At 65.8% G+C, this 26369-nt stretch carries 21 protein-coding genes; 12 read left to right on the top strand and 9 right to left on the bottom strand.

All coding sequences use genetic code 11. The features are described 5' to 3' along the window. Positions 1 to 93 precede the first annotated feature (93 nt). Positions 94 to 717: a uracil phosphoribosyltransferase gene (gene upp / locus BH95_RS08470; RefSeq protein ID WP_026347964.1), complete on the top strand. Its 624-nt coding sequence runs from the start codon at positions 94 to 96 to the stop codon at positions 715 to 717. Positions 718 to 776: 59 nt separating this feature from the next. Next, positions 777 to 1640, top strand: coding sequence for a DUF2797 domain-containing protein (locus BH95_RS08460; RefSeq protein WP_244164900.1), 864 nt, complete (start codon positions 777 to 779; stop codon positions 1638 to 1640). A 1-nt stretch (position 1641) separates the two neighbouring features. Here BH95_RS08460 and BH95_RS08455 read toward each other — a convergent pair whose 3' ends face one another. Both BH95_RS08455 and BH95_RS08450 read right to left on the bottom strand, forming a co-directional pair. Continuing rightward, positions 1642 to 3243, bottom strand: coding sequence for a phospho-sugar mutase (locus BH95_RS08455; RefSeq protein WP_037160817.1), 1602 nt, complete (start codon positions 3241 to 3243; stop codon positions 1642 to 1644). Continuing rightward, positions 3240 to 4073, bottom strand: coding sequence for a purine-nucleoside phosphorylase (locus BH95_RS08450; RefSeq protein WP_033190495.1), 834 nt, complete (start codon positions 4071 to 4073; stop codon positions 3240 to 3242). The genes BH95_RS08455 and BH95_RS08450 overlap by 4 nt, the downstream gene beginning before the upstream one ends. Positions 4074 to 4147: 74 nt before the next feature. On the opposite strand from BH95_RS08450, the gene BH95_RS08445 reads away from it, so the two are divergent. From BH95_RS08445 to BH95_RS08435, 3 genes are read left to right on the top strand one after another with little or no spacing between them, the layout of a single operon-like run. Then, a complete protein-coding gene (locus BH95_RS08445; protein ID WP_020112172.1) occupies positions 4148 to 4855 on the top strand; it encodes an enoyl-CoA hydratase/isomerase family protein in 708 nt (235 codons plus the stop codon). 15 nt (positions 4856 to 4870) lie between these two features. Next, positions 4871 to 6040, top strand: a complete 1170-nt coding sequence (locus BH95_RS08440; RefSeq protein ID WP_037181562.1) for a M20 family metallopeptidase — start codon at positions 4871 to 4873, stop codon at positions 6038 to 6040. Then, positions 6037 to 7215, top strand: coding sequence for a M20 family metallopeptidase (locus tag BH95_RS08435; RefSeq protein WP_037181560.1), 1179 nt, complete (start codon positions 6037 to 6039; stop codon positions 7213 to 7215). The genes BH95_RS08440 and BH95_RS08435 overlap by 4 nt, the downstream gene beginning before the upstream one ends. A 6-nt stretch (positions 7216 to 7221) precedes the next feature. Here the strand turns inward: BH95_RS08435 and BH95_RS08430 are convergent, their stop codons facing one another. Continuing rightward, positions 7222 to 7683, bottom strand: coding sequence for a gamma-glutamylcyclotransferase (locus tag BH95_RS08430; protein WP_026347963.1), 462 nt, complete (start codon positions 7681 to 7683; stop codon positions 7222 to 7224). 170 nt (positions 7684 to 7853) lie between these two features. Here BH95_RS08430 and BH95_RS08425 point away from each other — a divergent pair, with 170 nt between their 5' ends. Further along, positions 7854 to 9260: an NAD(P)H-quinone dehydrogenase gene (locus BH95_RS08425; protein WP_020112169.1), complete on the top strand. Its 1407-nt coding sequence runs from the start codon at positions 7854 to 7856 to the stop codon at positions 9258 to 9260. A gap of 139 nt (positions 9261 to 9399) precedes the next feature. Continuing rightward, positions 9400 to 10581, top strand: coding sequence for an aminotransferase-like domain-containing protein (locus tag BH95_RS08420; protein ID WP_037142801.1), 1182 nt, complete (start codon positions 9400 to 9402; stop codon positions 10579 to 10581). On the opposite strand, the gene glpK is transcribed toward BH95_RS08420, so the two are convergent. After that, on the bottom strand, positions 10566 to 12071 hold the full coding sequence (glpK, locus tag BH95_RS08415) for a glycerol kinase GlpK (RefSeq protein WP_020112167.1): 1506 nt from the start codon (positions 12069 to 12071) through the stop codon (positions 10566 to 10568). The genes BH95_RS08420 and glpK overlap by 16 nt on opposite strands. Before the next feature lie 110 nt (positions 12072 to 12181). On the opposite strand from glpK, the gene glpD reads away from it, so the two are divergent. After that, the gene (gene glpD, locus BH95_RS08410) at positions 12182 to 13918 is read left to right on the top strand and encodes a glycerol-3-phosphate dehydrogenase (RefSeq protein ID WP_027498881.1); all 1737 of its coding nucleotides are present in this window, start codon (positions 12182 to 12184) and stop codon (positions 13916 to 13918) included. Between the two features lie 134 nt (positions 13919 to 14052). On the opposite strand, the gene BH95_RS08405 is transcribed toward glpD, so the two are convergent. Beyond that, the gene (locus BH95_RS08405; protein WP_037181558.1) at positions 14053 to 14835 is read right to left on the bottom strand and encodes a DNA-formamidopyrimidine glycosylase family protein; all 783 of its coding nucleotides are present in this window, start codon (positions 14833 to 14835) and stop codon (positions 14053 to 14055) included. 1 nt (position 14836) lies between these two features. Next, complete coding sequence (locus BH95_RS08400) at positions 14837 to 19378, bottom strand: ATP-dependent helicase (RefSeq protein WP_037181556.1); 4542 nt, start codon at positions 19376 to 19378, stop codon at positions 14837 to 14839. A 74-nt stretch (positions 19379 to 19452) separates the two neighbouring features. Between BH95_RS08400 and BH95_RS08395 the strand changes: the two genes are divergently transcribed. From BH95_RS08395 to BH95_RS08385, 3 genes are all read left to right on the top strand, one after another. Continuing rightward, a complete protein-coding gene (locus BH95_RS08395; RefSeq protein WP_019666186.1) occupies positions 19453 to 19704 on the top strand; it encodes a hypothetical protein in 252 nt (83 codons plus the stop codon). A gap of 229 nt (positions 19705 to 19933) precedes the next feature. Further along, the gene (locus BH95_RS08390) at positions 19934 to 20440 is read left to right on the top strand and encodes an NfeD family protein (RefSeq protein ID WP_371828308.1); all 507 of its coding nucleotides are present in this window, start codon (positions 19934 to 19936) and stop codon (positions 20438 to 20440) included. A 63-nt stretch (positions 20441 to 20503) separates the two neighbouring features. Continuing rightward, positions 20504 to 22099, top strand: coding sequence for a flotillin family protein (locus tag BH95_RS08385; protein WP_037181553.1), 1596 nt, complete (start codon positions 20504 to 20506; stop codon positions 22097 to 22099). Positions 22100 to 22174: 75 nt separating this feature from the next. On the opposite strand, the gene BH95_RS08380 is transcribed toward BH95_RS08385, so the two are convergent. Further along, a complete protein-coding gene (locus BH95_RS08380) occupies positions 22175 to 22810 on the bottom strand; it encodes a hypothetical protein (protein ID WP_033190504.1) in 636 nt (211 codons plus the stop codon). A gap of 160 nt (positions 22811 to 22970) precedes the next feature. Between BH95_RS08380 and BH95_RS08375 the strand changes: the two genes are divergently transcribed. Further along, the gene (locus BH95_RS08375; protein WP_020112159.1) at positions 22971 to 23468 is read left to right on the top strand and encodes a J-domain-containing protein; all 498 of its coding nucleotides are present in this window, start codon (positions 22971 to 22973) and stop codon (positions 23466 to 23468) included. Here the strand turns inward: BH95_RS08375 and BH95_RS08370 are convergent. Both BH95_RS08370 and BH95_RS08365 read right to left on the bottom strand, forming a co-directional pair. After that, positions 23404 to 24945 (bottom strand): NAD-dependent epimerase/dehydratase family protein, encoded by a 1542-nt coding sequence (locus tag BH95_RS08370; protein WP_037181551.1) that lies wholly within the window; start codon positions 24943 to 24945, stop codon positions 23404 to 23406. The two genes, BH95_RS08375 and BH95_RS08370, sit on opposite strands and share 65 nt — an antisense overlap. Next, positions 24942 to 26171 carry an aminotransferase class I/II-fold pyridoxal phosphate-dependent enzyme gene (locus BH95_RS08365; protein ID WP_170947476.1) on the bottom strand — a complete coding sequence of 410 codons (1230 nt, stop codon included), beginning with the start codon at positions 26169 to 26171 and terminating at the stop codon, positions 24942 to 24944. Before BH95_RS08365 ends, BH95_RS08370 begins: the two co-directional genes overlap by 4 nt. Positions 26172 to 26369 lie beyond the last annotated feature (198 nt).

Below are 26369 nucleotides of genomic sequence, written 5' to 3'. Positions count from 1 at the left end.
TTGCTGGAGCCGCTCGATCCGCGCAGGGAAATCCCTACATTTATCTTCGACGCAACCGAGGGCCGATCGGTTCCCACAATTATCCTTGGATCCATGGAAACTCACGTGGTCGAACATCCACTGGCCGCAGCACTGCTCACGAGGATGCGCGACGAGCGCAGCGACAACGCAACCTTCCGCTCCGCCCTTCGCCAACTCACCCACATGTTGGTCTACGAAGCCACCCGCGACGCGGCGATCGAGACGTTCGACGTCAAGACTCCGGTCGCCGTCACCAGTGGCACGCGGCTGAGCAAGCCGCCACTGCTGGTTCCCGTCCTCCGCGCAGGACTGGGGATGGTCGAGAAAGCGAGCGGTCTCATCCCGCAGTCGCGTGTCGGCTTCGTCGGGATGGCGCGTGACGAGCAGACGCACCAGCCGGTGCCGTACATGGAATCGCTGCCCGACGACCTGTCGACGACGCCCGTGTACGTGCTCGATCCCATGCTGGCGACCGGCGGGTCCATGGTTCACACGATCGAATTGCTCGTCGAGCGGGGTGCAGCGGATGTGACGTGCATCTGCGTCGTTGCCGCACCGGAGGGCGTGGCGGCGTTGGAGGCGTCGGGACTGCCGGTGCGACTGGTCGCCGCGAGCATCGACGACGGTCTGAACGAGGATGCCTTCATCGTTCCCGGGCTCGGCGACGCCGGTGACCGTCAGTTCGGTCCACGCTGAGCGTCTCGCTGGTCCTCGGGGTCACCTGGCCCGCGCAGGAGGGTGACCCTCGGTTGCGTGTGCTGGACGTCGAGTCGCGTGAGGTGAGAACGGTCGATCTGCGCGGCGGGCATCTCGGGTTCCACGCGCTCGGTGCCCAGCGCTGGTGCACCGGGCGTGTGGCGTTCGGGGCGGCGCCCGGATATGTACCGTGCCCCGATCAGCGTCCCGTGGACAGCGGTAGTCAGTGCGAGGAGTGCGAGTCGAAGGATCCGTTCCGGTTCGTGCACACCGTCCACCGCGGAGGATTCGTGTCGAAGGATCTCGAACCTCATGTGATGCAACCGCATTGGTTGTACATCGCGACGTTCGCGGGCGGAGTGCACAAGGTCGGTACCGCAGCGGATACCAGGAAATGGGGCAGGCTCGCCGAGCAGGGAGCGGTCTGCGCCGAGTACGTGGCGCGGGCCGACGACGGCAAGATCGTACGGGTGCTCGAAGATCGCGTCACCGAGCGACTCCAGGTACGCCAAGCCGTCCGGTCGTCGGCGAAGGCCGCGGCCCTGGCCCTCCCCGTCGACACTGCACGGTTGGGTGCTGCGACGGCGTCACTGGCGACGACGGTGCGCGAGGACCTCGCTCCGGTGTCCGACGACCCCGGGTATCGCGTCGTCACCGAATCCTGGGAGGTGGCAGGGTTCCGCGACCTTGCCTCCGGCAACCGGCTCGCCTACCCCGGCGACCTCACGAGCGGCCCGCACGGATTCACCGTGAATGCCTGCATCGGTCAAACGGCCATCGTGGACATCACCACGTCGACCACGGGACGAGACGCTGCCGACGAGACGTCGTACGTGGTGGATCTGCACGCGCTGAAAGGGCGCCGAATCAGGTTCGGGGACTACACGTCCGACCTTCCCGCCGTCCAGACCGCACTGTTCTAGGTCACAGGTCCTGCGCGAAGGCCCTCAGTTCGTCGAGCGCCGCCTGCGCCCGGACTCGTGCGTCCGCCAGTCCCTCGCGGGAGTCCACGGGTTCGACGACCTCGAGGTACGCCTTCACTTTGGGCTCCGTCCCGGACGGCCTGACGATGATGCGTACGCCTTGTCCGGCGAGCTCCACCGCGTCGGTGCGCAGCGCGCCTGCATTCTGCAGATAATCCGTGACGGTGAGTGGGCGAGGGCCCAAGTCGGTCGGTGGAGCGTGCCTCAGATCCGCCATCATCCGGGTGATCCGATCGGTGTCCTCGACTCGCTTGGACACCTGTGCGCCCGCGTGCACTCCGAACTCGACGGCGAGATCGTCGAGAGCGTCCAGGAGCGTGCGTCCGTTCTGCTTCAGCGTCGCAACGAGATCTGCCAGCATCACGGCAGCGGAGATTCCGTCCTTGTCATTGACCGACTGTGGGTCGACGCAGTGCCCGATCGCTTCCTCGTAGGCGTACACCAGGCCGTCACCCGCACGGACGAGCCACTTGAATCCGGTGAGGGTTCGTGCGTAGCGCGCACCCCGGGCCGGTGCAAGTTTCGACAGCAACTGCGAGGAGACGATGGTGTTGGCCACCAACGAGTTCGGAGGTGCGTTGCTCAGGATGTGCTCCGCGAGCAGTGCACCGGTCTCGTCACCGCTGAGCATGCGCCACCCGTCGAGGCCCGGGACACCGATCGCGCAGCGATCCGCGTCCGGATCCAACGCGATCGCCAGATCTGCCTCGATCTCGTGGGCCAGCGCGAGCACGGCGTCGGCGGCGCCAGGCTCCTCCGGGTTGGGGAAGTCCACCGTCGGAAACTCGGGGTCTGGGTCGAATTGGCTTGTCACGAATGAGATGTCGCGGAATCCGGCGCTGCGTAACGCTGCGACCGCGACCTCGCCGCCGACGCCGTGCATCGGCGTCAGTGCGATGCGGATGCCGCGTTCGGTCGAACGTGCCAGGGGCGCAATCGTGTCGAGGTAGCGTGCGGTGACGTCGGAGCCACCGGAGAAGACGATGGTTCGTGGGACGTCGGCGGCGGGACCGACTGCGGCGATCTCCGCCTCGATCTCTTTGTCTGCGGGCGGAACCAACTGCGCGCCTCCACCGAGGTACACCTTGTATCCGTTGTCCGCGGCGGGATTGTGCGACGCCGTGATCTGGACGCCCAACTCGGCGTTCAGGGCTCGCACGGCGAACGCGAGGACGGGTGTCGGCAGTGGTCGGGGGAGCAGGACGACGTCGAAGCCCTGTGCTGCGAAAACCTCGGCGGCTGCCGTTGCGAAGGCATCGGAACCGTGTCGCGCATCGCGGCCGACGACGACCGTGCTTCCGTCGAGCTTCTGCTTGTGCAGCCACGCTGCGATTCCGGCGGACGTGCGGGTGACGACCGCGACGTTCATGCCGTTGGGGCCTGCACGCACTGCGCCTCGCAGTCCTGCAGTGCCGAAACTCAGTGGTGCCGAGAATCGTTCCGCGAGTTCGCTTTCCGGGAGCTCGGCCAGCTCTTCTCGGGTGGCAGGGTCGGGATCGGCGGCGATCCACGCCGCGACCTGCGCCTGAAGGTCGGAGGTCACAGTGCGCCGACCAGGCGGTGCAGCAGCTCGCCCATCCGCTCCGCCGACGCCTTCCCGGCTTCCAGTACTTCCTTGTGATCGAGGTGCTCGCCGGTCATTCCGGCTGCAAGGTTGGTCACGAGGGACACGCCGAGGACACGGGCGCCCAGCGCACGTGCGGCGATGGTCTCGTGCACCGTCGACATACCGACCAGGTCCGCACCGAGCGCTCGCAGCATCCTGATCTCGGCAGGAGTCTCGTAGTGCGGCCCTGGCAGGCCCGCGTAGACACCCTCCTCCAAGGTCGGATCGATGTCCTGGGCCAGGGCACGCAGCTCGGGCGAGTAGGCATCGACGAGGTCGACGAACTCTGCCCCGATCAGTGGGGATCGCGCCGTCAGATTCAGGTGATCGGAGATCAGCACGGGCTGTCCGACGCTCATGCCCTCGCGGATTCCGCCCGCGGCGTTGGTGAGAACCACCGTGCCGACACCCGTCGCGATGGCCGTGCGAATCGGGTGGACTACACGGCGGAGCTCGTGGCCCTCGTACGCATGGGTGCGTCCCTGCAGCAGCAGGGTGTCGGTGTCTCCGACCTTCACGGATGTGATGGTGCCCGAGTGCCCGGACGCCGACGGCGGGGCGAACCCGGGGAGGTCGCTCATCGACACCGTGGCGGTCGGTGCGCCGAATCGGTCGGCTGCGGCCTGCCACCCGGAGCCGAGCACGATCGCGACCGAGTGCGAGGCGACACCGGTCGCGTCGGCGATGGCCTGCGCAGCGCCGGCGGCGGCACCGGCCGGGTCGACCGTCGGGTCTGCAGTGCTGGAGTTCGAGTCAGAAGTTCCCACGGTTGACCACCCTAGGAGATGGGTGTCCCGTGGTTCTTGGACCATCGCATGTTACCGATGGGTAGGATTGCCGCATGCCATATCTCGAGCGCAACGGTGACGTCCACATTCTCTTCCTCGGCGACCAGGACGGTCCCGAGAACAACGAGAACCGCTTCCATCCCGACTGGATCGACCGTGTGCACGCACTGCTCGACGAGGTGGAGGCCGTGGAAGGCCCGGCGGCGCTGGTGACGACGGCGACCGGCAAGTTCTTCACCAACGGACTCGACACCGACTGGCTGTTCGCCAACCTCGACAAGATCACGTCCTACCTCGACCGCGTCCACACGCTCTACACACGGCTGTTGACCTTTCCGATGACGACGATCGCCGCGGTGCAGGGCCATGCGTTCGGCGCAGGTGCCATGTTGGCCACCGCGCATGATTTTCGGATCGTGCGGGCCGACCGAGGGTTCTACTGCCTTCCGGAGGTGAACCTGAACATGCCGTTCACGGTGGGCATGTCCGCCCTCGTCAACGGCCGGTTGCCGAAGCAGACCGCGGTCGAGGCCATGACGACAGGACGCCGCTACGGAGGTGCGGACGCGGTCGCGGCGGGGATCGCCGACGCCGCCGTCGACGAGGATCAGGTGCTGGTCGCTGCTGTCGAGCGGGCCGCCGCGTCGACGAGCACGCGGGGGAAGAACCTGGCGGGGATCAAGGCAGGGATCCACGCCGACGTCCTCGCAGCGTTGAACATTCCGACCGGTGAGAGCAACTTCAGCTTCGGAAACCAGTAGTGACAGACTGGTGCGGTGATCGATGAGACCGACAGCGGTGTCCACCGCGCCGCACCAGAGCTGCTCGCGCTGTCGCACTCGATTCATTCCGAGCCCGAGCTCGCGTTCGAGGAGCATCGAAGTGTCGCCAAACTGACCGATCTACTCGCCGCCCACGATTTCGAGATCGAACGCGGTGTGGCCGATCTTCCCACCGCATTCACGGCGACGTTCGGTAGCGGAGATTTGGTCATCGGCATCTGCGCGGAGTACGACGCACTACCGGAGATCGGCCATGCGTGCGGACACAACATCATCGCCGCAGCCGCTGCGGGTGCAGCGGTGGCTCTTGCCCCGCTCGCCGACAGCCTCGGCATCACCGTGCGTCTTCTCGGCACTCCCGCCGAGGAGAGCGGCGGCGGCAAGGTGCTGATGCTCGAACGCGGGGTCTTCGACGGTGTCGGTGCGGCGCTGATGGTGCATCCCGGCCCGTTCGACATCGTCGGGGCGACATCGTTGGCGTTGTCGGACGTCGCGGTGACGTACACCGGGCGCGCGGCACACGCGTCGGCTGCCCCGGAGTGGGGAATCAACGCCGGTGACGCCGTCACCGTCGCGCAGGTCGCCGTCGGCCTTCTGCGCCAACACCTGTCGCCGGGACAGCAACTGCACGGGATCGTCGGCGACGGTGGGCTGGCGCCCAACATCGTTCCCGGCCATGCCGAGCTTCTGTACTACCTGCGGGCGACGTCGTCGGAATCGCTTGCGGCTCTGACGCGCAAAGCGTTCGGCTGCTTCGAAGCGGGGGCTGTCGCCACAGGCTGTACTCACGAGATCCGCACCGTGTCACCGACGTACGAGGAACTGACCCCCGACCCGTGGCTGGTCGCGCAGTTCCGGCGCGAGGCCGAAGCGATCGGTCGTTCACCATTGGCACCCGAACTGGAAGGATTCCGCCCACTGGGCAGCACCGACATGGGAAATGTGACGAACGTTCTGCCGGGGATCCACCCGGTCATAGGCTTGGATTCGGCAGGTGCGGTGACGCATCAACCGGAGTTCGCGGCAGCCTGCATCACCAAGTCGGCGGATACCGCGGTGCTCGACGGAGCGCGGTTGCTCGCGCGAACAGCAGTGCGCGCGGCACAGGACCCGGCTGTGCGCGATCGCCTGCTCGACGGCGCGGAAGCGCGGGCGAGCAGATGACGATCGCGTCGACCGACGATCGGTTCGCCCTCGTCGACAAATGGATCCTCGACCACACCGACGAGCTGTCGGAGTGGCGTCGTCACATTCACGCCAACCCCGAGCTCGCTCGCCAGGAGTTCGCCACCACTGCGTTCGTCGTCCAGAAACTCGAAGCCGCCGGCCTGAGCCCGAAATTGTTGCCGGGCGGAACGGGACTGACGTGCGACATCGGACCCAACGGCCCTCGCGTCGCGCTGCGCGCGGACATGGATGCGTTGCCGCTGCAGGAATTCACGGGCGCGTCGTACAGCTCGACGGTCCCCGGTGTGTCCCACGCCTGCGGACACGACGCCCACACGACGGTACTTCTCGGCACGGCGCTGGCGTTGGCGTCGCTGCCGGACCTGCCGTTCGGGATCAGGCTCATTTTCCAGCCCGCCGAGGAAGTCATGCCCGGTGGTGCCCTCGACGTGGTCGCCGCCGGCGGTCTCGACGGTGTGTCCAAGATCTTCGCACTGCACTGCGACCCGAGGCTCGAGGTCGGCAAGGTGGGAGTGCGCGTCGGCGCCATCACGTCCGCGGCCGACACCGTCGAACTACGCCTGGACTCCCCGGGCGGTCATACGTCCCGCCCGCATCTGACGGCGGATCTGGTGCACGCACTCGGAACCGTGATCACCGGCTTGCCCGGCATGCTCAGCAGGCGGATCGACCCGCGGACCAGCACGGTGATGGTGTGGGGCGCAGTTGTCGCGGGTCAGGCACCGAACGCGATCCCGCAGACAGGCATGCTCACCGGAACCGTCCGTACCGGCGATCACGAGACCTGGGCACTTCTCGAGCCACTGGTGACGGAAATCGTCGCGGGCTTGCTCGCCCCGACGGGCGTCCGATTCGAACTGAACTACCGGCGCGGGGTTCCGCCCGTGGTCAACGGACCCGAGGTGACGCGAACGTTCGAGAACGCCATCCGCAGGCTCGGGCCGACGGCGCTCGCGGACACGCCTCAATCCGGCGGAGGCGAGGATTTCTCCTGGTATCTGGAAGATATTCCGGGTGCCATGGCCAGGCTGGGAGTGTGGTCCGGCTCCGGACCCCAGCTCGACATTCACCAACCGACGTTCGACCTGGACGAGCGCGCTCTCGGGGTGGGCGTCAAGGTACTGACCGGTATCGCCCTCGACCCCCACTGACGTGAGCTAGGGGGTGCCGGGTCCGACGTTCCTGCTGTTGCGCGTGCGGAGGTCTCGGACGTACTCGGCGGGCGCCCCGGCGATCTCCGCTGCCTCGGCCATGACCCCGAGGTAGCGCGCGGACGGCAGACCTCCCTCGTAGGCGTCCAGCACATAGAGCCACGCGAGCACCGGCCCGTCCGCGGTGTCGACACGCAAGCGAACCTTGCGGTGGATGCCGAGCTCCGAGCCTTCCCACCGGTCCAGGCTCTGCTCGTCCTCGTCCGACACGTCGTAGAGCACGACGAAGACCTTCTCGTCTGCATCGGGTGCAACGGTGGCCAGCGCACCTTCCCAGCCGATATCGCCGCCACCGAACGTCAGGCGCCACCCGTGCAACCATCCTGTTCCGGACAGCGGGGAGTGAGGGCAACGCTGCAACATCTGCTCCGGATGCATGTTCGATCCGTAGGCGGCATAGATTGGCACGTCGGCCAGCCTAAACCGTCGGCGTGCGGTCGGTCGCGGGCCGACCCCGGATCGTGGCATTCGTGCTGGTCGAGGCGAAGTGAAGTAATCCTTACCACTGCATGACGCGCGTCACTGGAATAGCCTCGATGTCAGCAACGAGGCTCCCCCAATCTTCAGAAAGAGGATCAATGACGACGCGGATCGTGATCATCGGTGGCGGACCCGCTGGGTACGAGGCAGCACTGGTGGCGGCGCAGCACGGGGGAACGGTGACGCTCGTCGACGCCGACGGGATCGGTGGTGCGTGTGTTCTGTGGGACTGTGTGCCGTCGAAGACCTTCATAGCGTCGACCGGCATCAGAACGGAGATGCGGCGCGCGAGCGATCTCGGCATCGCCCTCGACCCGTCGCAGGCGGCGATCGCTCTGCCGCAGATCCACGAGCGTGTGAAGTCGCTCGCGCAGGCGCAGTCCGCGGACATCGCCGCCCGTGTGCGATCGGTGGGCGTCGAGCTCATCTCGGGTCGAGGTGAGCTGATCGACTCGAAGGTGGGAATGGCCGCGCATCAGATTCGCGCGACGCTCGCCGACGGGTCCGAGCGGATCCTCGACGCCGACGTCGTACTCATCTCGACGGGGGCGAGCCCGCGCATCCTGAAGGGCGCCGAGCCCGACGGTGAGCGCATTCTCAATTGGCGTCAGCTCTACGATCTCGATGCACTTCCCGAGCACCTCATCGTCGTCGGCTCCGGTGTGACCGGTGCCGAGTTCGTCTCGGCGTACACGGAGATGGGCGTGAAGGTCACCGCCGTGTCCAGCCGTGATCGTGTGTTGCCGCACGAGGACGAGGATGCAGCGCTGGTGCTCGAGGACGCGTTCAACGAGAGGGGCGTCACCCTCGTCAAGCATGCCCGCGCGGATTCGGTGGAGCGCACCGACAACGGTGTCATCGTGAAACTGGCCGACGGACGCACGGTCGAGGGATCCCACGCTCTGATGACGGTCGGTTCGGTTCCCAACACCTCCGGGCTGGGGCTGGAGAACGTGGGGATCGAGCTCGACAAGGGTGGTTACCTGCGCGTCGACCGCGTCTCTCGTACGTCCGTGGCCGGTATCTACGCCGCAGGCGACTGCACCGGATTGCTGCCTCTGGCCTCGGTCGCGGCGATGCAGGGCCGCATCGCGATGTACCACGCTCTCGGTGAGGGCGTCACGCCGATCAAGCTGAAAACCGTTGCCTCGGCGGTGTTCACGCGTCCCGAGATCGCGTCGGTGGGCGTCAGTCAGTCCTCGATCGACAAGGGTGAGGTGCCGGCCCGGACCGTCATGCTTCCCCTGGCAACCAATCCGCGGGCCAAGATGTCCGGCCTCAAGCGTGGTTTCGTCAAGATCTTCTGCCGCCCCGCGACGGGTGTGGTCATCGGCGGCGTCGTCGTCGCCCCGACGGCATCGGAACTGATCCTGCCGATCGCGATGGCCGTGCAGAACAACCTGTCCGTGGGCGATCTCGCTGCGACGTTCTCGGTGTACCCGTCGCTGACCGGATCGATCACCGAAGCTGCTCGTCAGCTCATGCGGCACGACGACCTGGACTAGCTGCTGTCTCGAAATGTGAGATCCGCATTTCATATTTTGATTTGTCATGACATAGTGGAGGAGCCGACCACCATCCGGCTCCTCCACACCCCAGTCGATCCTCGGGTTCTTTCAGACGCATCCGACACGGGGAGATCTCATGACTTCTACCTTTCCGACCCTGGCACGCCGACTCGACACCGTGCACAGTTCCGCCATTCGTGATCTTCTCGCGCTCACCGCGCGAGGTGACGTGATCAGCATGGCGGGCGGGCTACCGGCCACGGAATTGATTCCGCTGCAACGGATTCGCGACGCCGCGCACGACGTTCTGGCCGAGACTGCGTCGGTCCAGTACGGCGAGACCTCCGGCGTTCGCGGGCTCCGAGACATCGTTGCCGCCCGCGAATCGGCCGCGATCGGACGCAGAATCGACGCGTCCGAGGTCGTCGTCACGCACGGTTCGCAGCAGGCCTTGACGCTGGTCGCGCAAGCAGTGGTCGACCCGGGGGCAGTCGTCGTCGTGGACGAACCCGCCTACACCGGTGCCCTGCAGGTCTTCTCGATTGCCGGCGCCGACGTCCGTGCGGTTCCGATCGACAACGAGGGCATGGACGTCACAGCGTTGGAACGGCTGCTGGCAGAAGGGCTTCGGCCGGCCCTCGTCCATACCGTCAGCAACTTCCACAACCCGCGGGGAGTGACGATGTCGGCCGATCGCCGACGCGCACTCGCCGAACTGGCCGAACGGTACGGCTTCTGGATTCTCGAGGACGACCCGTACGGGGAGATCTGGTTCGACGCACAGCCTCCGGCACCGATCGCGTCGCACTCGGACCGCGTCATCAGACTGTCGAGCGCGTCGAAAATTCTGGCGCCCGCGCTGCGGGTGGGGTGGTTGGTCGCGCCGAAACCCGTGTGCGACGCCGTCGAGCTGCTCAAGCAGGGCGCGGACCTGTGCGGATCGTCGATGACGCAGCAGATTGCGGCACGGCTCCTCAGCGACTCACCGTGGTTGACCGCGCACCTGGACACGTTGAGGGCCGAGTACGGCAGCCGCGCAGCCGCGTTGCATCGTGCTCTCACCACCACGTTCGGTGACGCCATGTCGGTGCCGCCTGCGGACGGCGGCATGTTCGTGTGGGCGACGCTGAACGACGGTACCGACGCGACGGCTCTGCTTCCGCGAGCGCTCGATCACGGCGTCGCGTTCGTCCCGGGTAGAGCCTTCGCGGACGACAGGGTGTACGAAGGCGCCATGCGGTTGTGCTTCGCCAGCGCCGAACCCGACGTTCTACACGAGGCCGTGCGCAGGTTGGCGTCGGCTCACGCGCTGTCGTAGGTGCGCTCGACCGCTCGATTCCACCGGGCGTACATCTCGTCACGAACGGTGGGGTCGAGGTCGGGCTCCCACGTCTTGTCGTCCGACCAGTTGGCGCGGATGTCGTCCTCGCCACTCCAGTAGTCGACGGCGAGCCCGGCAGCGTATGCCGCACCCAGTGCGGTGGTTTCGTTGACGACGGGGCGCACGACGGGAACGCCGAGTATGTCCGACTGGAACTGCATCAGCAGTTCGTTGACGACCATCCCGCCGTCGACCTTGAGCGTGGTCAGTTCGACGTCGGAATCGGCGCGCATCGCGTCGATCACTTCCCTGGTCTGAAACGCCGTGGCTTCCAATGCTGCTCGTGCGATGTGGCCCTTGTTGGCGAATCTGGTCAGTCCCGAGATCACGCCGCGGGCGTCGGGGCGCCAGCGCGGCGCGAACAGCCCGGAGAACGCGGGCACGAAGTAGACGCCGCCGTTGTCGTCGACGGTGCCCGCCAGGTCTTCGATGTCCTTCGCGTTCTTGATGATTCCGAGGTTGTCACGTAGCCACTGGACGAGCGAGCCGGTGACGGCCACGGAACCCTCCAAGGCGTAGACGGTGTCCTTGTCTCCCAGCTTGTAACAGACGGTGGTGAGAAGTCCGTGCTCGCTGCGGACGGGCGTGGTTCCGGTGTTGAGCAGTAGGAAGTTTCCGGTTCCGTAGGTGTTCTTCGCTTCACCGGGCTCGAGGCACGCCTGGCCGAACGTGGCGGCTTGCTGGTCGCCGAGGATGCCGGCGATCGGTACTCCGGCAAGCACTCCTTTCGGGCGTACCTCGCCGTAGATCTCCGAGGAGGTGCGGATCTCCGGCAGCATCGAGACGGGAATGTCGAAGTCTGCGCAGATGTCCTCGCGCCACTGCAACGTCTCGAGATCCATCAGCAATGTGCGTGAGGCGTTGGTGACGTCGGTGACGTGGATTCCGCCGTCGGTGCCTCCGGTCAGGTTCCACAGGACCCAGGAATCCATCGTGCCGAAGCACAACTCACCGGCCTCGGCGCGCTCACGTACGCCGTCGACGTTGTCCAGGATCCACCGAACCTTCGGCCCGGCGAAGTACGTGGAGAGGGGGAGTCCGGTGATGTGTTGATATCGGTCCGTTCCCTCGTCACCGGCCAACCGGGTGCACAGCTCGTCGGTTCGAGTGTCCTGCCACACGATCGCGTTGTACACCGGCTTTCCCGTCGCGCGGTCCCACACCAGAGTCGTCTCACGCTGATTGGTGATGCCGACCGCGGCGATGTTCTCTGCTTTGACGTCGGCGTTGCCGAGCGCTGCGCCGACCACCTCGCGTACGTTGACCCAGATCTCCTCGGCGTCGTGTTCGACCCAGCCCGCCCGGGGGAAGATCTGCTCGTGCTCCTTCTGTGCCGACCCCACGGGCTTCCCGTCGTGGCCGAAGATGATGCACCGGCTCGAGGTCGTTCCTTGGTCGATCGAAGCGATGAAGGTGTCGGAGGTCACGTCTCTCCTTACGTAGGTGCGATGCACAGGGCGGGTACTCGCCTCGAACGGTAGCCTTGATTCGGCGCCGACAGACGGACAAACGAACCATCCACGTGGGGAGCGAGCTCTTGAGCAACCGATCGAACACCACCTTCCTTGGTCCGCAGGCACGTGAAGACGCGTGGCAGGCTCTCGGTTCGGAACAGTTCGACGTGGTCGTGGTCGGCGGTGGAGTCGTCGGCGCGGGCGCTGCACTCGACGCCGCGACGCGCGGCCTGAAGGTAGCGCTCGTCGAGGCACGCGACTTCGCGTCGGGCACGTCGAGTCGATCGTCGAAGATGTTCCACGGTGGCCTTCGCTACCTCGAGCAGCTCGAGTTCGGCCTGGTGCGCGAGGCGCTGCACGAGCGTGAGCTGTCGCTGTCGACGCTCGCGCCGCATTTGGTGAAGCCGCTGAAATTTCTCTTTCCGTTGACACATCGCGTGTGGGAACGCCCGTACATCGCGGCCGGAATCTTCCTCTACGACACCATGGGCGGCGCCAAATCCGTTCCGGCGCAGAAGCATCTGACTCGTTCCGGTGCGTTGCGGATGGCTCCCGGCATGAAGCGCAAGTCCTTGATCGGTGGGATTCGCTACTACGACACCGTCGTCGACGACGCACGCCACACCATGAGCGTCGCGCGCACCGCAGCTCACTACGGCGCCGTCGTGCGTACGTCCACCCAGGTCGTCGGCTTCCTGCGTGAAGCCGACCGAGTGTCCGGTGTGCGCGTGCGCGATTCGGAGAACGGTGCGACGACGGAGGTGCGTGGCCACGTCGTCATCAACGCCACCGGTGTGTGGACCGACGAGATCCAGGCGTTGTCCTCGCAGCGAGGACGCTTCCGCGTGCGCGCGTCGAAAGGCGTGCACATCGTGGTTCCGCGCGACCGCATCGTCAGCGAGGCCGCGATCATTCTGCGCACGGAGAAGTCCGTGCTGTTCATCATTCCGTGGGGTGCACACTGGATCATCGGGACGACGGACACGGACTGGAAGCTGGATCTGGCGCACCCGGCAGCAACCAAAGCGGACATCGACTACATCCTCGGTGAAGTCAACTCGGTGTTGGTCACTCCGTTGACGCACGAGGACATCGACGGTGTCTACGCCGGACTTCGTCCGCTGCTGGCAGGGGAGAGCGACGAGACCTCGAAACTGTCCCGTGAGCATGCGGTCGCGCGCGTCGCGCCCGGACTCGTCGCGATCGCGGGCGGAAAGTACACGACGTATCGCGTCATGGCGGAGGATGCCGTCGACCTCGCCGCCGACGACATCCCGGCGCGGGTCGCGTCGTCGATCACCGAGAAGGTGCCGCTGGTCGGCGCCGACGGATACTTCGCGCTCGTCAACCAGACCCATCACCTCGCGGAGATGTACGGACTCCACCCGTACCGGGTGACGCATCTGCTGGACCGCTACGGCTCTTTGATCGACGAGGTGCTCGAACTGGCCAAGGACAAGCCGGAACTGCTGCAGCCGATCACCGACGCGCCCAGTTACCTCCAGGTCGAGGCCGTGTACGCTGCGGCAGCCGAGGGGGCACTTCACCTCGAGGACATCCTGTCTCGGCGAACGCGCATCTCCATCGAGTACTCGCACCGCGGCGTCAACTGCGCCGGTCAGGTCGCGGCACTCGTCGCACCCATCCTCGGTTGGGACGACGCAACCGTGGACCGTGAGGTGGAGACCTACACCGCTCGCGTCGAAGCCGAGGTCAAGTCTCAGATGCAGCCCGACGACGAATCGGCCGACGCCCTGCGCGTCGTAGCTCCCGAGGCGCGCCAGGAAATCCTGGAGCCGGTACAGCCACTGACGAAGTGACGCTCACCGTCGCTCCGGGGTCCGAACGAGGCTCCGGGGCGCACGGGATGCCACGGCACCGGACACCGCCATCACGGTCAGGGTGAGAATTGCCAGGAAGATCATGACTCGATGGTGAGAGTCGAACCTGTGGATCAGCTGGGACGAGGCTGGCAATACGGGCACGAATAGATCTGGCGTTCCTCGAGCGGATTGTCTCCCAACAACCCGAATTCGACGGAGGTGCTGCATCGTCTGCAGGGCTTGTTCTCTCGTCCGTACACCCAGAAGTGGCGCCCCGCTCGGCGGTCACCGGTGGTGACTCGCTGGTTGCGGTCCTTGTTCGCCATGATGGTGCGGAAGGAGAGGTCGACGAATTTGGCGATGCTCCCTGCGTCCTTCACCGGTGTGCGCGGATCGACGCCGCGAAGAAAACAGATCTCGTTGCGGTAGACGTTGCCGAGCCCGGCAAGGTTGCGTTGATCGAGGAGAGCGAGACCGATGGGGCGTTCGGGATCCGATTCCAGATTTCGTACGGCCAGTGCCGCGTCCCAGTCCGGCCCCAGGAGATCCGGGCCGAGGTACCCGACGGCGTCGTTCGCGTCCTCGACGATGTCGAGCACACCCAGCTCGAAGCCGACGGCCTGCGACGTGTCCGTGGTCAGGATGATCCGAGCTTGAAACGCCGGACGACGCCACCGCTGGCCCGATTCGTAGACCTGCCAGGTTCCTTCCATCTTGAGGTGACTGTGGATCCAATGATCGTCTACCCCGATCAGCAGGTGCTTACCTCGCGACTGCACCGAGTGCACGGTCTGGCCGGTGAAATCGACTGTGGCGTAACGCGGAACACGGATGTCGCAGCCGGTGAGTTCCTTGCCTTCCAGTGCGGTGCGCAGTCTGTTGGCCGAGCGGTACACGGTGTCGCCTTCGGGCACGTCAGTTCCTCAACCGTAGGCCGCGAGGGGTGGCGGAGAATCCTGCGTCCGTCAGCATTCGGGAGAAGCCGGTGCCGTGAATTTCTTGCCCGTCGACGCGTTCGACGAGCAATTTGTCGACCCCGCCGCGCTTGACGACCTGGGCGAGCGCACCGGCGGCAGCAGCCGTCACCGCATCGTCGTCGGAGAAGGTGAGAACGGTTTTGCCGCCGCGCTCCACGTACAACGCGAGCTCGCCCTCGTGCAGAACGACCAGCGCGCCTGCCTTGCGACCCGGTCGATGTCCCGGTCCATCTTCGCCCGTGTCGCGTTTGGGCCACGTCAGCGCCGCGCCGTACGGGTTGGCAGGATCGCAGGCGGCGAGCACCAGCGCGCCTGTCTTCTCTCGCTCCTCGTAACTGCGCAGTCGGTCCACCACCTCGGATGTGGAGAACTGAGCACCACCGAGGGTGTCCACGAAGTAACCGCGCCTGCTACGTCCGGAGTCCTCGAAGGTGGTCAGCACCTTGTACATCGTCGCGAATCCCCCGGGCACACCTTCGTTCATGACCGCACCTCGCGTGACAACGCCGTATCGCTCGAGCAGTACGTCCGCGGTGGCGTGCGCGCGAATGGTCGCATCGGGTTCGATCTCGGGGACGCGTGACCACCTGCCGCCCGCAGTGGGCGGACCGGTGCGGGTCGGTAACGACGGCCGCTCGAACCGTCGGTACGACCGCAGCCGTGGGGTCCTCCGCGGGGAGCGATGGCTGGGGGCTGCTCGCGTCGTCGAGTTCAGCAGTGCCCGCAGCGGCGCGAACGTGTCGTTGCCGATTCGGCCCGCCCACACCAACTCCCACAGCGCCGCATGCAGACTGTCGTCGTCCGTGCTTCCGACGGTGTCGGAGAGTTGCCGGAAGAAGTAAGCGCCACCGGCAGCGACGGCGTCGAGTATCGAGATCTGTAGTTCGGAGAGATCCGATTCCGCAGGAGGAGCCAAGGTCAGGGGAGCGGTGTCCGCCATGTGCAGGCATACCCATCCGTCCTTGGACGTGATGGACCCGTGGCCGGACCACAGAACCTCACCGGTCGAGGTCAACTCGTCGAGCATTGCGGGCGAGTAGTCCCGTACACGGGAGGACAGCACCAGCGACTCCCACGCGGAGGCTGGAATGGGCACTCCGGCAAGCTGCTCGACGACCGCCGCGACTCCGTCGATTCCGGAGAGCTGCCTGCTCTGCACGTGCTGCCACGCAGGGAGGAAACGGCCGAGAGTGGCGGTGGCGACGGGCTCCACTTCCTGGCGCGCCGCGGCGAGGGACCGCCGCCGCAGGCGGCGCAGGACTTCGGCGTCGCACCACTCCGATCCTGCTCGGTCCGGACGGAATTCACCTTCGATGATCCGTTTGTCGGCGGCGAGCCCCGCCAGAGATGCTCGCGCGACAGCGATTCCGAGGCCGAACCTCTCGGCGAGGTCGTCCACCGAGAACGGTCCGTGGGTGCGCGCGTACCGGCTGACCAGGTCGGTCAGGGGGTCGTCGACCGGTTCGATGAACGCGGCGGGCGTCCCGATGGGAAGGGGCACACCGAGTGCGTCGCGCAGCCTGCTGGCGTCCTCGATGGCCACCCACCAGGACGTGCCGGCGAACGTGACCTCCATGGCGCGCTTCGCGGAGACCAACTCTGCCAACCACATCGGCGATTCCTCGCCGTTCGTTCGGGCAGCCACCTCGTCGGTGGTCAGCGGCCCGAGCATCCTGAGGAGGTCTGCGACACCCTCGATGTCCTTGGCACGACGGTCCTCGGCGAGGCGTTGCAGCTCCAGTTCCGTCGTCTCGATGACGGCCTGATCGAGGAGCTCGCGCAGCTCCACACGTCCGAGCAGTTCCGCGAGCAGCGTCGAGTCGAGGGACAGGGCTTGGGCACGGCGTTCCGCGAGGGGGCTGTCGCCCTCGTACATGAACGCCCCGACATAGTTGAACAGCAACGAATTCGCGAACGGAGACGGGGTCGGGGTCTCGATCTCGACGATGCGAATCTGACGCCGTCCGATCTGCGCGAGAATGTCCTCGAGCGCGGGCAGATCGTAGACATCTTGCAGGCACTCACGGACCGTCTCGAGCAGAATGGGGAACGTCGGGTACTTCCGCGCCACATCGAGCAGTTGCGCCGAACGTTGCCGTTGCTGCCACAGCGGTGCGCGCTTGCCGGGATTGCGACGCGGCAGCAACAGTGCACGAGCGGCGCATTCGCGAAAGCGTGATGCGAAGAGCGCCGATCCACCGACCTGTTCGGTGACGACGTCGGCGATCTCGTCTTTCTCGAACACGAACAGATCCGCGCCGGGCGGCGTGTCCTCGGTGTCGGGGAGCCGGACGATGATGCCGTCGTCGGACGCAGTGGGTGCCGCGTCGATTCCGTATCTCTCGATCAGCCGTGCTCCGATCGCCAGTGCCCACGGTGCGTGCACTTGCTGCCCGTAGGTCGAGTGCAGCACCAGACGCCAGTCTCCGAGCTCGTCCCGGAACCGCTCCACGATCATTGTTCGGTCGGTGGGCAACTGCCCGGTCGCTTCCTTCTGATCGTCCAGCAATGCAACGAGATTGGTCACGGCGTTGGGGTCGAGGCCGTCACCGGCGAGACGCTGTTCGAGATTTTCTCGCTCGGACGTACTACGCAGGAACTCGCCCAGGGCGCGGCCCAGCTCGGCGGGACGCCCGAGTCCGTCGCCGTGCCAGAACGGCAGTCGTCCGGGTTGACCGTATGCAGGGCTGACGAGGACCCGGTCGTGAGTGATCTCTTCTATCCGCCAACTGGTCGCACCGAGCGCGAAGACGTCCCCGACACGGGATTCGTACACCATCTCCTCGTCGAGTTCGCCGACACGCGACGCCTTCTCGCCCACCATGTACACCGTGAACAAGCCGCGGTCCGGGATGGAGCCACCGGAGGTGACGGCGAGGCGTTGCGCGCCGGGCCTGCCCGTCAGCGTGTTCGCGTCACGGTCCCACACGAGGCGAGGGCGAAGCTCGGCGAACTCGTCCGACGGGTACCGACCGGACAACAGGTCGAGGGTCGACTCGTACGCAGACCGGGGCAGAGTGGCGAAGCTCCCGGTCCGACGCACCGCGTCGTACCAGTCGTGTGCATCGATGGGCTCGAGCGCGCACGCCGCCACCGTCTGCTGCGCCAGAATGTCCAGCGGATTCGCGGGAACGAACAGTGCCTCGATCTTGCCCGTCGTCATCCGCTCGACCGTCACCGCACAATGAATCAAGTCGGTTCGGTGCTTGGGGAACAGCACTCCCTTGGAGATTTCACCCACCTGGTGACCCGCACGCCCCACGCGCTGCAGACCGCTCGCGACCGAGGGCGGTGCTTCGACCTGGATGACCAGATCCACCGCGCCCATGTCGATTCCGAGCTCGAGGCTGCTGGTCGCCACGACGCACCGCAGGCGTCCGGTCTTCAGATCGTCCTCGATGAGGGCGCGCTGATCCTTGCTCACGCTGCCGTGATGCGCACGTGCCAGCAGCGGTTCGGCACCGTGGCCCACGTCGCTGGAGCTACCGATGAGAGGCGCGGGGCCGTGGGCGCTGTCGACCCCGTCGCCGAGACGGTCGGCATAGATCTCGTTGAGGCGAGCGGTGAGACGCTCGGCCAGGCGTCGGGAATTGGCGAACACGATGCACGACTTGTGGTCGAGAACCAAGTCCACGACCTTCTCCTCGACGTGCGGCCAGATCGATCCGTGCTGCGGCGCAGCCGAGGCATCACCTTCCGCTGTCTCCACGACACCTAGTTCCGTCATGTCCTCGACCGGGACCTGAACCGTGAGATCGAACGTCTTCGGTGACGGGGGAGCAACGATCTCGATGGGGGCGGCGCCGGTGAGGAACCGTCCGACCTCCTCGTGGGGCCGCACCGTCGCCGACAGCCCGATCCGCTGCGCGGGTGTGCCGAGCAGCAGATCCAGACGCTCCAGGGACAACGCGAGGTGCGAGCCACGCTTGCTGCCGGCGACTGCATGGACCTCGTCGACGATGACCGTCTCGACCGAGTCGAGAGATTCTCTGGCCGCGGAGGTGAGCATCAGGAACAGAGACTCGGGGGTCGTGATCAATATGTCCGGCGGAGTCTTCAGCATGGCCCGACGATCTGCCTGACTGGTGTCACCGGAGCGGACTCCGACCGAGATGTCCGGTGGCTCGAGGCCCAGCCGTTTGGCCGTCTGTGTCACCCCGACGAGCGGCGCGCGGAGGTTTCTCTCCACGTCGACGGCCAATGCCTTGAGCGGCGAGATGTACAGAACCGTCGTCTTGCGCTCCGCAGGCACGTCACGGACCGTGAGCTGATCGATGGACCACAGGAACGCGGACAGGGTCTTACCCGAGCCGGTCGGAGCGACGACAAGAGTGTGCCGACCACTGGAAATAGCCTCCCAGGCACCCGCCTGCGCGGCCGTGGGGGCGTCGAACGCGCCGGTGAACCACTCCTGTGTGGCGGGAGAGAACTTGGCCAGCGCCGGGTCGACCTGGTGCGCGTTGGTTCTCTTGCCGGCCATCCCACCATGATGCCCCGTGGTACCGACAAACAATCACAGGTGTAGGGCCGTCCTCTCATGGGTACGGGGTACCGATGACCGACGACCAAGAGATCATGCAGAAGATTTCCGCAAAGCTCGACGCTCGTCTCGGTGAGAAGACGAACGGCTTGCAGAACGAAGTACCGCCGGGTTCCAGCATTCAGCGCGACGACGAGGACGGTGAGCGGGGCCCACTCGGCCGGGATTACCACTTGGCCAGCAAGTACGCGCAGGCCTTCGCCATCGGTGAGCCCCAGCTGGTGGACCGCGACGAGTTCGATCGTCTCGTCGCCGAGTACGGCTGACCACTCACCGAGGCCACGTCGGCCGCTGCCCGTTCTTCTCACAACACCGCCGTGTGTTCGCAACCGTCATGACGATTGTGAACACACGGCGGTGTTGTATCCATGTGGGGCCACCCGCCGCCGTCAGATCACGATACGAGACCGATTCCCCCGTTACGGCCGGATTCCCTTTACTATTCGTTGGACCGACTCGGGGAGTGGAGTTCTTCAATTGTTGACCGTGTTCATCGTGTGTTTCGTCGTGGGCGTCGTCGGGCTGGCGGGAACGTTCACCGTCGGCGAGGTCTCGGATCTCGGTGACAGTCACGGCGACGGTGTGCCGTTCCTGTCGCTGACGACGATCGCGACGGCGCTGTTCGGTTTCGGCGCGGCCGGATGGATCTCGGCGCTCACCGAACTGCCCGACCCGATTGCAGTGCTCGTCGGCATCGCGGTGGCGGCGGGTCTCGTGATCGTGACGCGAGGGCTATTGATTCCGTACATGCTTCGGCAGCAGGACAATTCGCACATCGGGCGAGCATCGTACATCGGGCTGCTCGGCACCGTCACGCTGGACGTCACGGCGGACGGATGGGGCGAGGTGTCGTTCGCGGACGGTGAAGGCAATCGCGTCGGCGCACGGGCTGTCAGTTCGGGCAAGGTCGCACTCCCGCGAGGCGTCACCGTCTACATCGCCGATGTGGACGACACCTACCTCCACGTCGTTGCCGTCGACGACGTCGTGGGCGGTCGATGATCGGAAAGACCTGCACGGTGGGGGCTTTCGACTACAAGCAGAGTTCGTGAGGGGTACTGATACATGCTGACAACAATCGTGATCGCGGCGATCGTCGCGCTGATCGTCTTCGTCGTGCTGCCGACGGTGTACGTCAAGAACTACATCAAGGTTCCGCCCAACGAGGTCGCGGTGTTCACCGGTCGAGGCAAGCCCAAGGTGGTGCGCGGTGGTGCCCGATTCAAGGTGCCGGGCATCGAACGAGTGGACATCATGTCCCTCGAACCGTTCAACATCAGCATCAACCTGCAGAACGCACTGTCCAACGACGGTGTCCCGGTCAACGTCGAAGCAGTGGGCCTGGTGCGTATCGGCTCGGCCGACGAAGCGGTTCAGACTGCGGTGCAACGCTTCCTGACGTCCGACCTGACGGAACTGCAGCGTCAGATCAACGACATCCTCGCCGGTAGCCTACGAGGGATCACCGCGACGATGACCGTCGAGGACCTGAACTCCAACCGCGACACGTTGGCGCGCAGCGTCATCGACGAGGCAGGGAACGACCTCGCGCGCATCGGCATGGAAGTCGACGTCATCAAGATCGCCGGGATCTCCGACAAGAACGGCTATCTCGAATCTCTCGGACAACGTCGAATCGCCGAGGTCAAGCGTGACGCAGCGGTCGGAACCGCGGATGCCGAGCGCGACGCTCAGATTCGTTCGGCCAAGGCACGCCAGGAAGGTTCGGTGGCGCAGGCCGAGGCGGACACGGCCATCGCGACCGCGAATCAGCGTCGTGACGTCGAGTTGGCACGCCTCCGTGCGCAGACCGAAGCGGAGAACGCCGAGGCGGACCAGGCGGGACCACTTGCCCAGGCCACCGCGGCGAAAGCCGTCGGCATTGCGCGGGAGCAAGCCGAAGCCGCCCGGGTCGAGGCGCGCACCGAAGTGGAACGTCGTCGCTCGCAGCAATCGGAAGCAGCACTGCAGGCGGACGTCATCGCCCCCGCCGAAGCCGAACGCCAGGCCGCGATCGCGCGGGCCGAAGGTGAGCGGCGAGCCGCAATTCTCCGCGCGGAAGCGCAGGCCGAATCGGCGCGTCAGTCAGGAGCGGCACAAGCGGACTCGCGCAAACTCGTCGCAGATGCCGTGCGTTCGGAGCAGCAAGCCGACGCCGACGGTCTGCGGGCGAAACTGGAAGCAGAGGCGGAAGGTCGCAAGGTCGCAGCGGATGCGCTGCGCGCCGAGCAGCAAGCAGAGGCCGACGGTCTGCGGGCCAAGCTGGAAGCGGAAGCGGCTGGCAAGCGTCAGATCGCCGAGGCGCTCAATTCCTACACGCCGCAGGCTGCTCGGTTGCTCACGCTCCCCGACGTGCTGGCTGCTCTCGTCGAGGCGACGGCGGCAGCGGCGAAGCCGGTGGGCGACATCGACCGCATCTCGATCATCGGCGGCGCCGACGGCGCGAAGGGATCCATCGGTTCACTGCTCGGCATCAGCCCGCAGGTCATCGCGGGCGTCATCGAGACGTTGGAAAGCTCGGGCGTCAACGTCACCGGTCTGCTCAACAACCTCGACGGCAAGAACAAACTGGCAGGTAGCGACAACCTGGCAAGCAGTGACAACCAGGACGAGGACGCGGCCACCTCGAACGGAGTGGCGCACCCCGAGTCGATCAGCTGACACACGACGAAGGGCCCCACGGACTTCAAGTCCTGTGGGGCCCTTCGGTTGTCGAATCGGTGTATCGGTCGCGGCTCAGGGCCTGCCGGTGAAGTAGTCGAACGCGGCCGACTGCAGAGGGTAACCTCCGGTGTTGATCAGGCCGATCACTCCACCTGCGGCGGCACCGATGAGGACACCGGGGATGCACCCGACGAACACCCCGACGACGCAACCGATGACCAGACCGATTCCGGCACCGATGGCGGCACTGACTCCGGCGCCGAACGATGCCTTGTTCAGCTCGTCGAGGAAGCGCCCCTGCGAGTTCACGTCGGTGACAGGCAGGACCGAGCGCGCCACCGGGGTGGCGAACGCCGGATCGGTCTCGGGCGTGAGGGTCAGTTCACGGTCGTCGACGCCGATGAGAGGCGCGATGGAGAACTCCTGGTCGCCGACGCGGTAGGCGAGGGGGATCGTCGCGACGGACGTGCCGGCGGCGTCGAGGACCTCGACGGTCTCCGAGGTCGCGTCGAGTCGGAAGGATCCGGTGTCGAGGATCGTCGTCACGGCTTTGCCGTCCTCGGTGGTGGTGGTGCTGTAGGCGATGCCCTGGTCGGTGCCCGTCACCAGTGGTGCAGGCTCTGCGTGGGCAGTGCCCGTGGCGACAGCCAGCGCCGAGACGGCGATGACAGCTGTCACCGTTGTTCGTGCAAGTCGAGCGAACTTCATGAGACTCCCCGTGGTCCGAAGTGAACGATCCCCCTGAGGTCGACGACGGCGCCGGCCTGGATCGACGTGAGTACCCTAGCGGAATACGGGCGTTTCCGGCAGTGAGGATGTCCAGCGGTGGAACGGCGGTGCAGCAGTGGTGGAACGGAAGAAGCCAGGGGTGACGTTCGAGTCCTTCGTGGACCGGCAGATTCGCGAGGCGCAGGAGCGGGGCGAGTTCGAGAATCTCGAGGGGGCGGGTAAGCCGTTGCCCAGTTCGGCTCACGACGATCTGTGGTGGGTGAAAGGGTTCTTGAAGCGGGAGAACCTGTCGACGGACGCGTTGCTGCCCGAGTCTCTGCAGTTACGCAAGGAGATCGAGAAACTTCCGGTCACGTTGATCGAGCTGCGTCAGGAGTCGTCGGTTCGAGAAGCGTTGCAGGACCTCAATGCGCGTGTCGTGGCGTGGATCCGGATGCCGTCGCCGCCTCTGGTGCCGATCGGCCCGGTCGACGTCGAGGACTGGGTGGCGCAGTGGAAGCAGAACCGCGCAGCCGCGGACGCCGATGCACGCGAGGCACTGTCGTCGCGGAAGGCGAGCGGAGCCGCCGGATCTACCGCGCCGACGAGTGGGCGCGTGAGCTGGTGGGTTCGGCTGCTCCACCGACGAGATCGATGACCTCGGCGACGGATGTCGCGGTGGTCGTCCTGGTCTTGGTACGCCCCCGGAGTGTGTGCGCGCGGACACGACGGGGAAGTAGTCCATCGGCCGGATTGACGGGGTGGTGCCGCCGGAGTCCGCGCAACGTCTGCTTCGGCGGGGGCGCGTGATCGCCGATGTCGACGACGGTGACGGCCGATCCGAAGGTCAGTCGCGCGTAGTCGGCTGCATCGGCGACGGCGTCGTCGAATTCCGCAGCAGTGACGCGTCCTCGCGGCCCCGTGCTGAGCCCGTGACCCGGTAGGTCGAGCAGGATGGTCGTGACGCCGGCGTGCGCCAGTTCCTGGCCTACGGGTGTGAGGTAGCGGGCATGCAGTCCAGGGCGCACGGGCACGACAACCGTCGGACCCTGGGCCGAGCTTCGGTGCAGTTCGACGTGAAGCCGACCCGATGGTGTCGTGATCGACACGTGCTCACCGCCCACGGTTCCGACGAACCTCGACGCCGGTTCCAGTGCGGCCTCGCAGGCGTCGTGGCTTGTCAGCGCATGCTCGGCGCCGAGAATCGGCTTGCCCTGCAGCAGAACCATGACGGCGGCGCACTCGTGCGAGGTGAGAGTGGGTGTCCAGCCGGTCTTCTCGCTCAACGCAGTGGAGTCGACGACGGGCTCGCCCGCAGTGACCCACTGGCCGGAGAACGGGGTGAGTCCGAGTCGGAACGCAAGATTCGCGGCCGCCACGGCGGGTTTCTCGGGTACGTCGAACAGGATCTGGCCCTGCATACGTGCGAGTTCGCGGACCGGCGTCCAGTCGCGGGGACCGACGTTGTAGGGGCCGATCAGGTCCTGCTTGGCGGCGCGGTGGAAGGCGTCGGCGAGGTCGTTCTGGTGCAGGAACTGGTAGCTGGCCCGGTCCGCCTGTGGGAACGCACCGACCCGGCCGGTGAATTGATCGATGCCGTCGTTGGCGAAGTCCGGACCGATGATGTACGTCGGTCGCAACATGGATACCGCCATCTCGCCGGGGTGGCGGCGGAGCCACCACTCCGCGTAGTGCTCCACCTCCGCCTTGTCGTGAAAGTAGTACCTGTCGGGATCGCCGGCGGGGTAGTGACTTTCGTCGAGGGGCTCGTCGTGAATGTCCGCACCGTACGCATTGATACTCGAGGCGATCACGAGCCTGCCCACCCCTGCGGCGTACGCGGAATCGAGAACGTTCCGTGAGCCGCGTTGGTTGATGTCGTGTGTCTCGGTCTTGTCGCGTAATTCTTCGACGACGAAGGCCAGATGGATGACGACGTCGCTGCCTCGAAGAATCTCTTCGAGTCGGGGTGACCTTATGTCGGCACGTACCGATTCGAGTTTGGGATGCTGCATGCGGAGCGGACGCCGAGCGATCCCGACGACGGAGTCGACGTCGTCGTCGGCGAGCAGGGCAGGCAGGATTGCCGCGGCGAAATCGCTCGTTGCGCCCGTGACGGCAATGCGAAGGGTCACGAGGGCAACTCCGCGACCGTCTCCGCGATGGTGGCGATGGCGGTTCGGATCTGTTCGTCGGTGTGGGAGGCCATCACGCAGAGTCGGAGCAGCGCACCGTTGCGGGGAACGGCAGGATGCAGGGCCGCCGAGGTGAATACTCCCTTGTCGAACAGTTGGCGCCAGAGATTCATGGCGGACAGGTCGTCCCCGATGTGCAGCGAGACGATCGGTGACGCGGTGTCTCCTCCCGGTATCGGGGACCTGGCGCCGACGTCGAGTCCTTCGGCAGCGAGTCCACTGCGCAAGGCTTCGGCGTGTTCCAACACTCGACGCGCTCGCTGACGTCCTTCCTCGCTCCTGATCAGCTTGATCGACGCGAGGGACGCGCCGACTGCGGCGGGCACACCCGATGTCGTGAACAGGAATGCTCTCGCGTGTATACGAAGACTGTCGAGGAGATCGTGGGATCCTGCGATGAAGCCCCCGGTGGAGCTGGGGCTCTTGGACAGAGATGCCATTCTGATATCGGTGTCGCCTGCGGTGCCGAACAATTCCGCAGCGCCGGTGAGACTTTCGCCGTAGATACCGAGGCTGTGGGCCTCGTCGACCATCAACGCGGCACCGTACTTCGTGCACAGAGCGGTCACCTGGTCCAGAGGCGCCAGGTCACCTTCCATCGAGTACAGGCCGTCGACGATGACCAGGACGGCGCCGTCGCCGACGACGGGTCCCTGCAGTTGGAGTTCGAGGTCGGCCATGTCGTTGTGAGCGAACTTGCGGATGGTTGCTCCGGACAATTGGCTTCCATCGCGGATGGACGCATGTGCGGCGGAGTCGACCACGATCACGTCGCCCTTGCCCACGACGGCGGCGATGGTCCCGAGGTTCGTCTGGTAACCGGTGGTGAACACCATTGCGTCCTCGGTGCCGTGCCATTCCTTGATCTCGTTCTCGAGCTCGAGGTGTATGTCCATGGTGCCGTTGAGCAGTCGGCTGCCGGTGATGGCCGAGCCGAAGGTGTCGAGTGCGTCCTGCGCGCCCTGCGTGATGTCCGGATGGTCGGCGAGCCCCAGGTAGTTGTTGGAGCCCAGCATGATCTTGTCCTTGCCTTCCACCTGGACGATGGGCGCGGTGGCGGACTCCATGACGCGGAAGTACGGGCTCACGTCGGATTCGCGCACGGCGCGGAGGAGGTCGACTCGGTCGTCGCCGTCGAGTCGTTTGATCAATCGGTTGACGGTCATCGCTGCAGGTTCTCCTGACACAGGGTGGGTTTGGAGTCGGTCGTCGAACGATGGTCGCGAATTCGAGAAGTGATTCGGCTCCATGGGATGGGCAGGATTGGTTCGAATCAAACAAATTTTTATTACTCCAGGTGGGAGGCCATAACAAACTCATCGCCCAGTTTCGAAAAGGGGGGAAGTTTACCTACTCTTGGATGT

It is taken from the genome of Rhodococcoides fascians A44A (assembly GCF_000760735.1).
Classification (GTDB): Bacteria; Actinomycetota; Actinomycetes; order Mycobacteriales; family Mycobacteriaceae; genus Rhodococcoides; species Rhodococcoides fascians_E.
The sequence above is the reverse complement of the archived record's forward strand: the minus strand, read 5'-3'. Positions and strand labels throughout refer to the sequence as shown.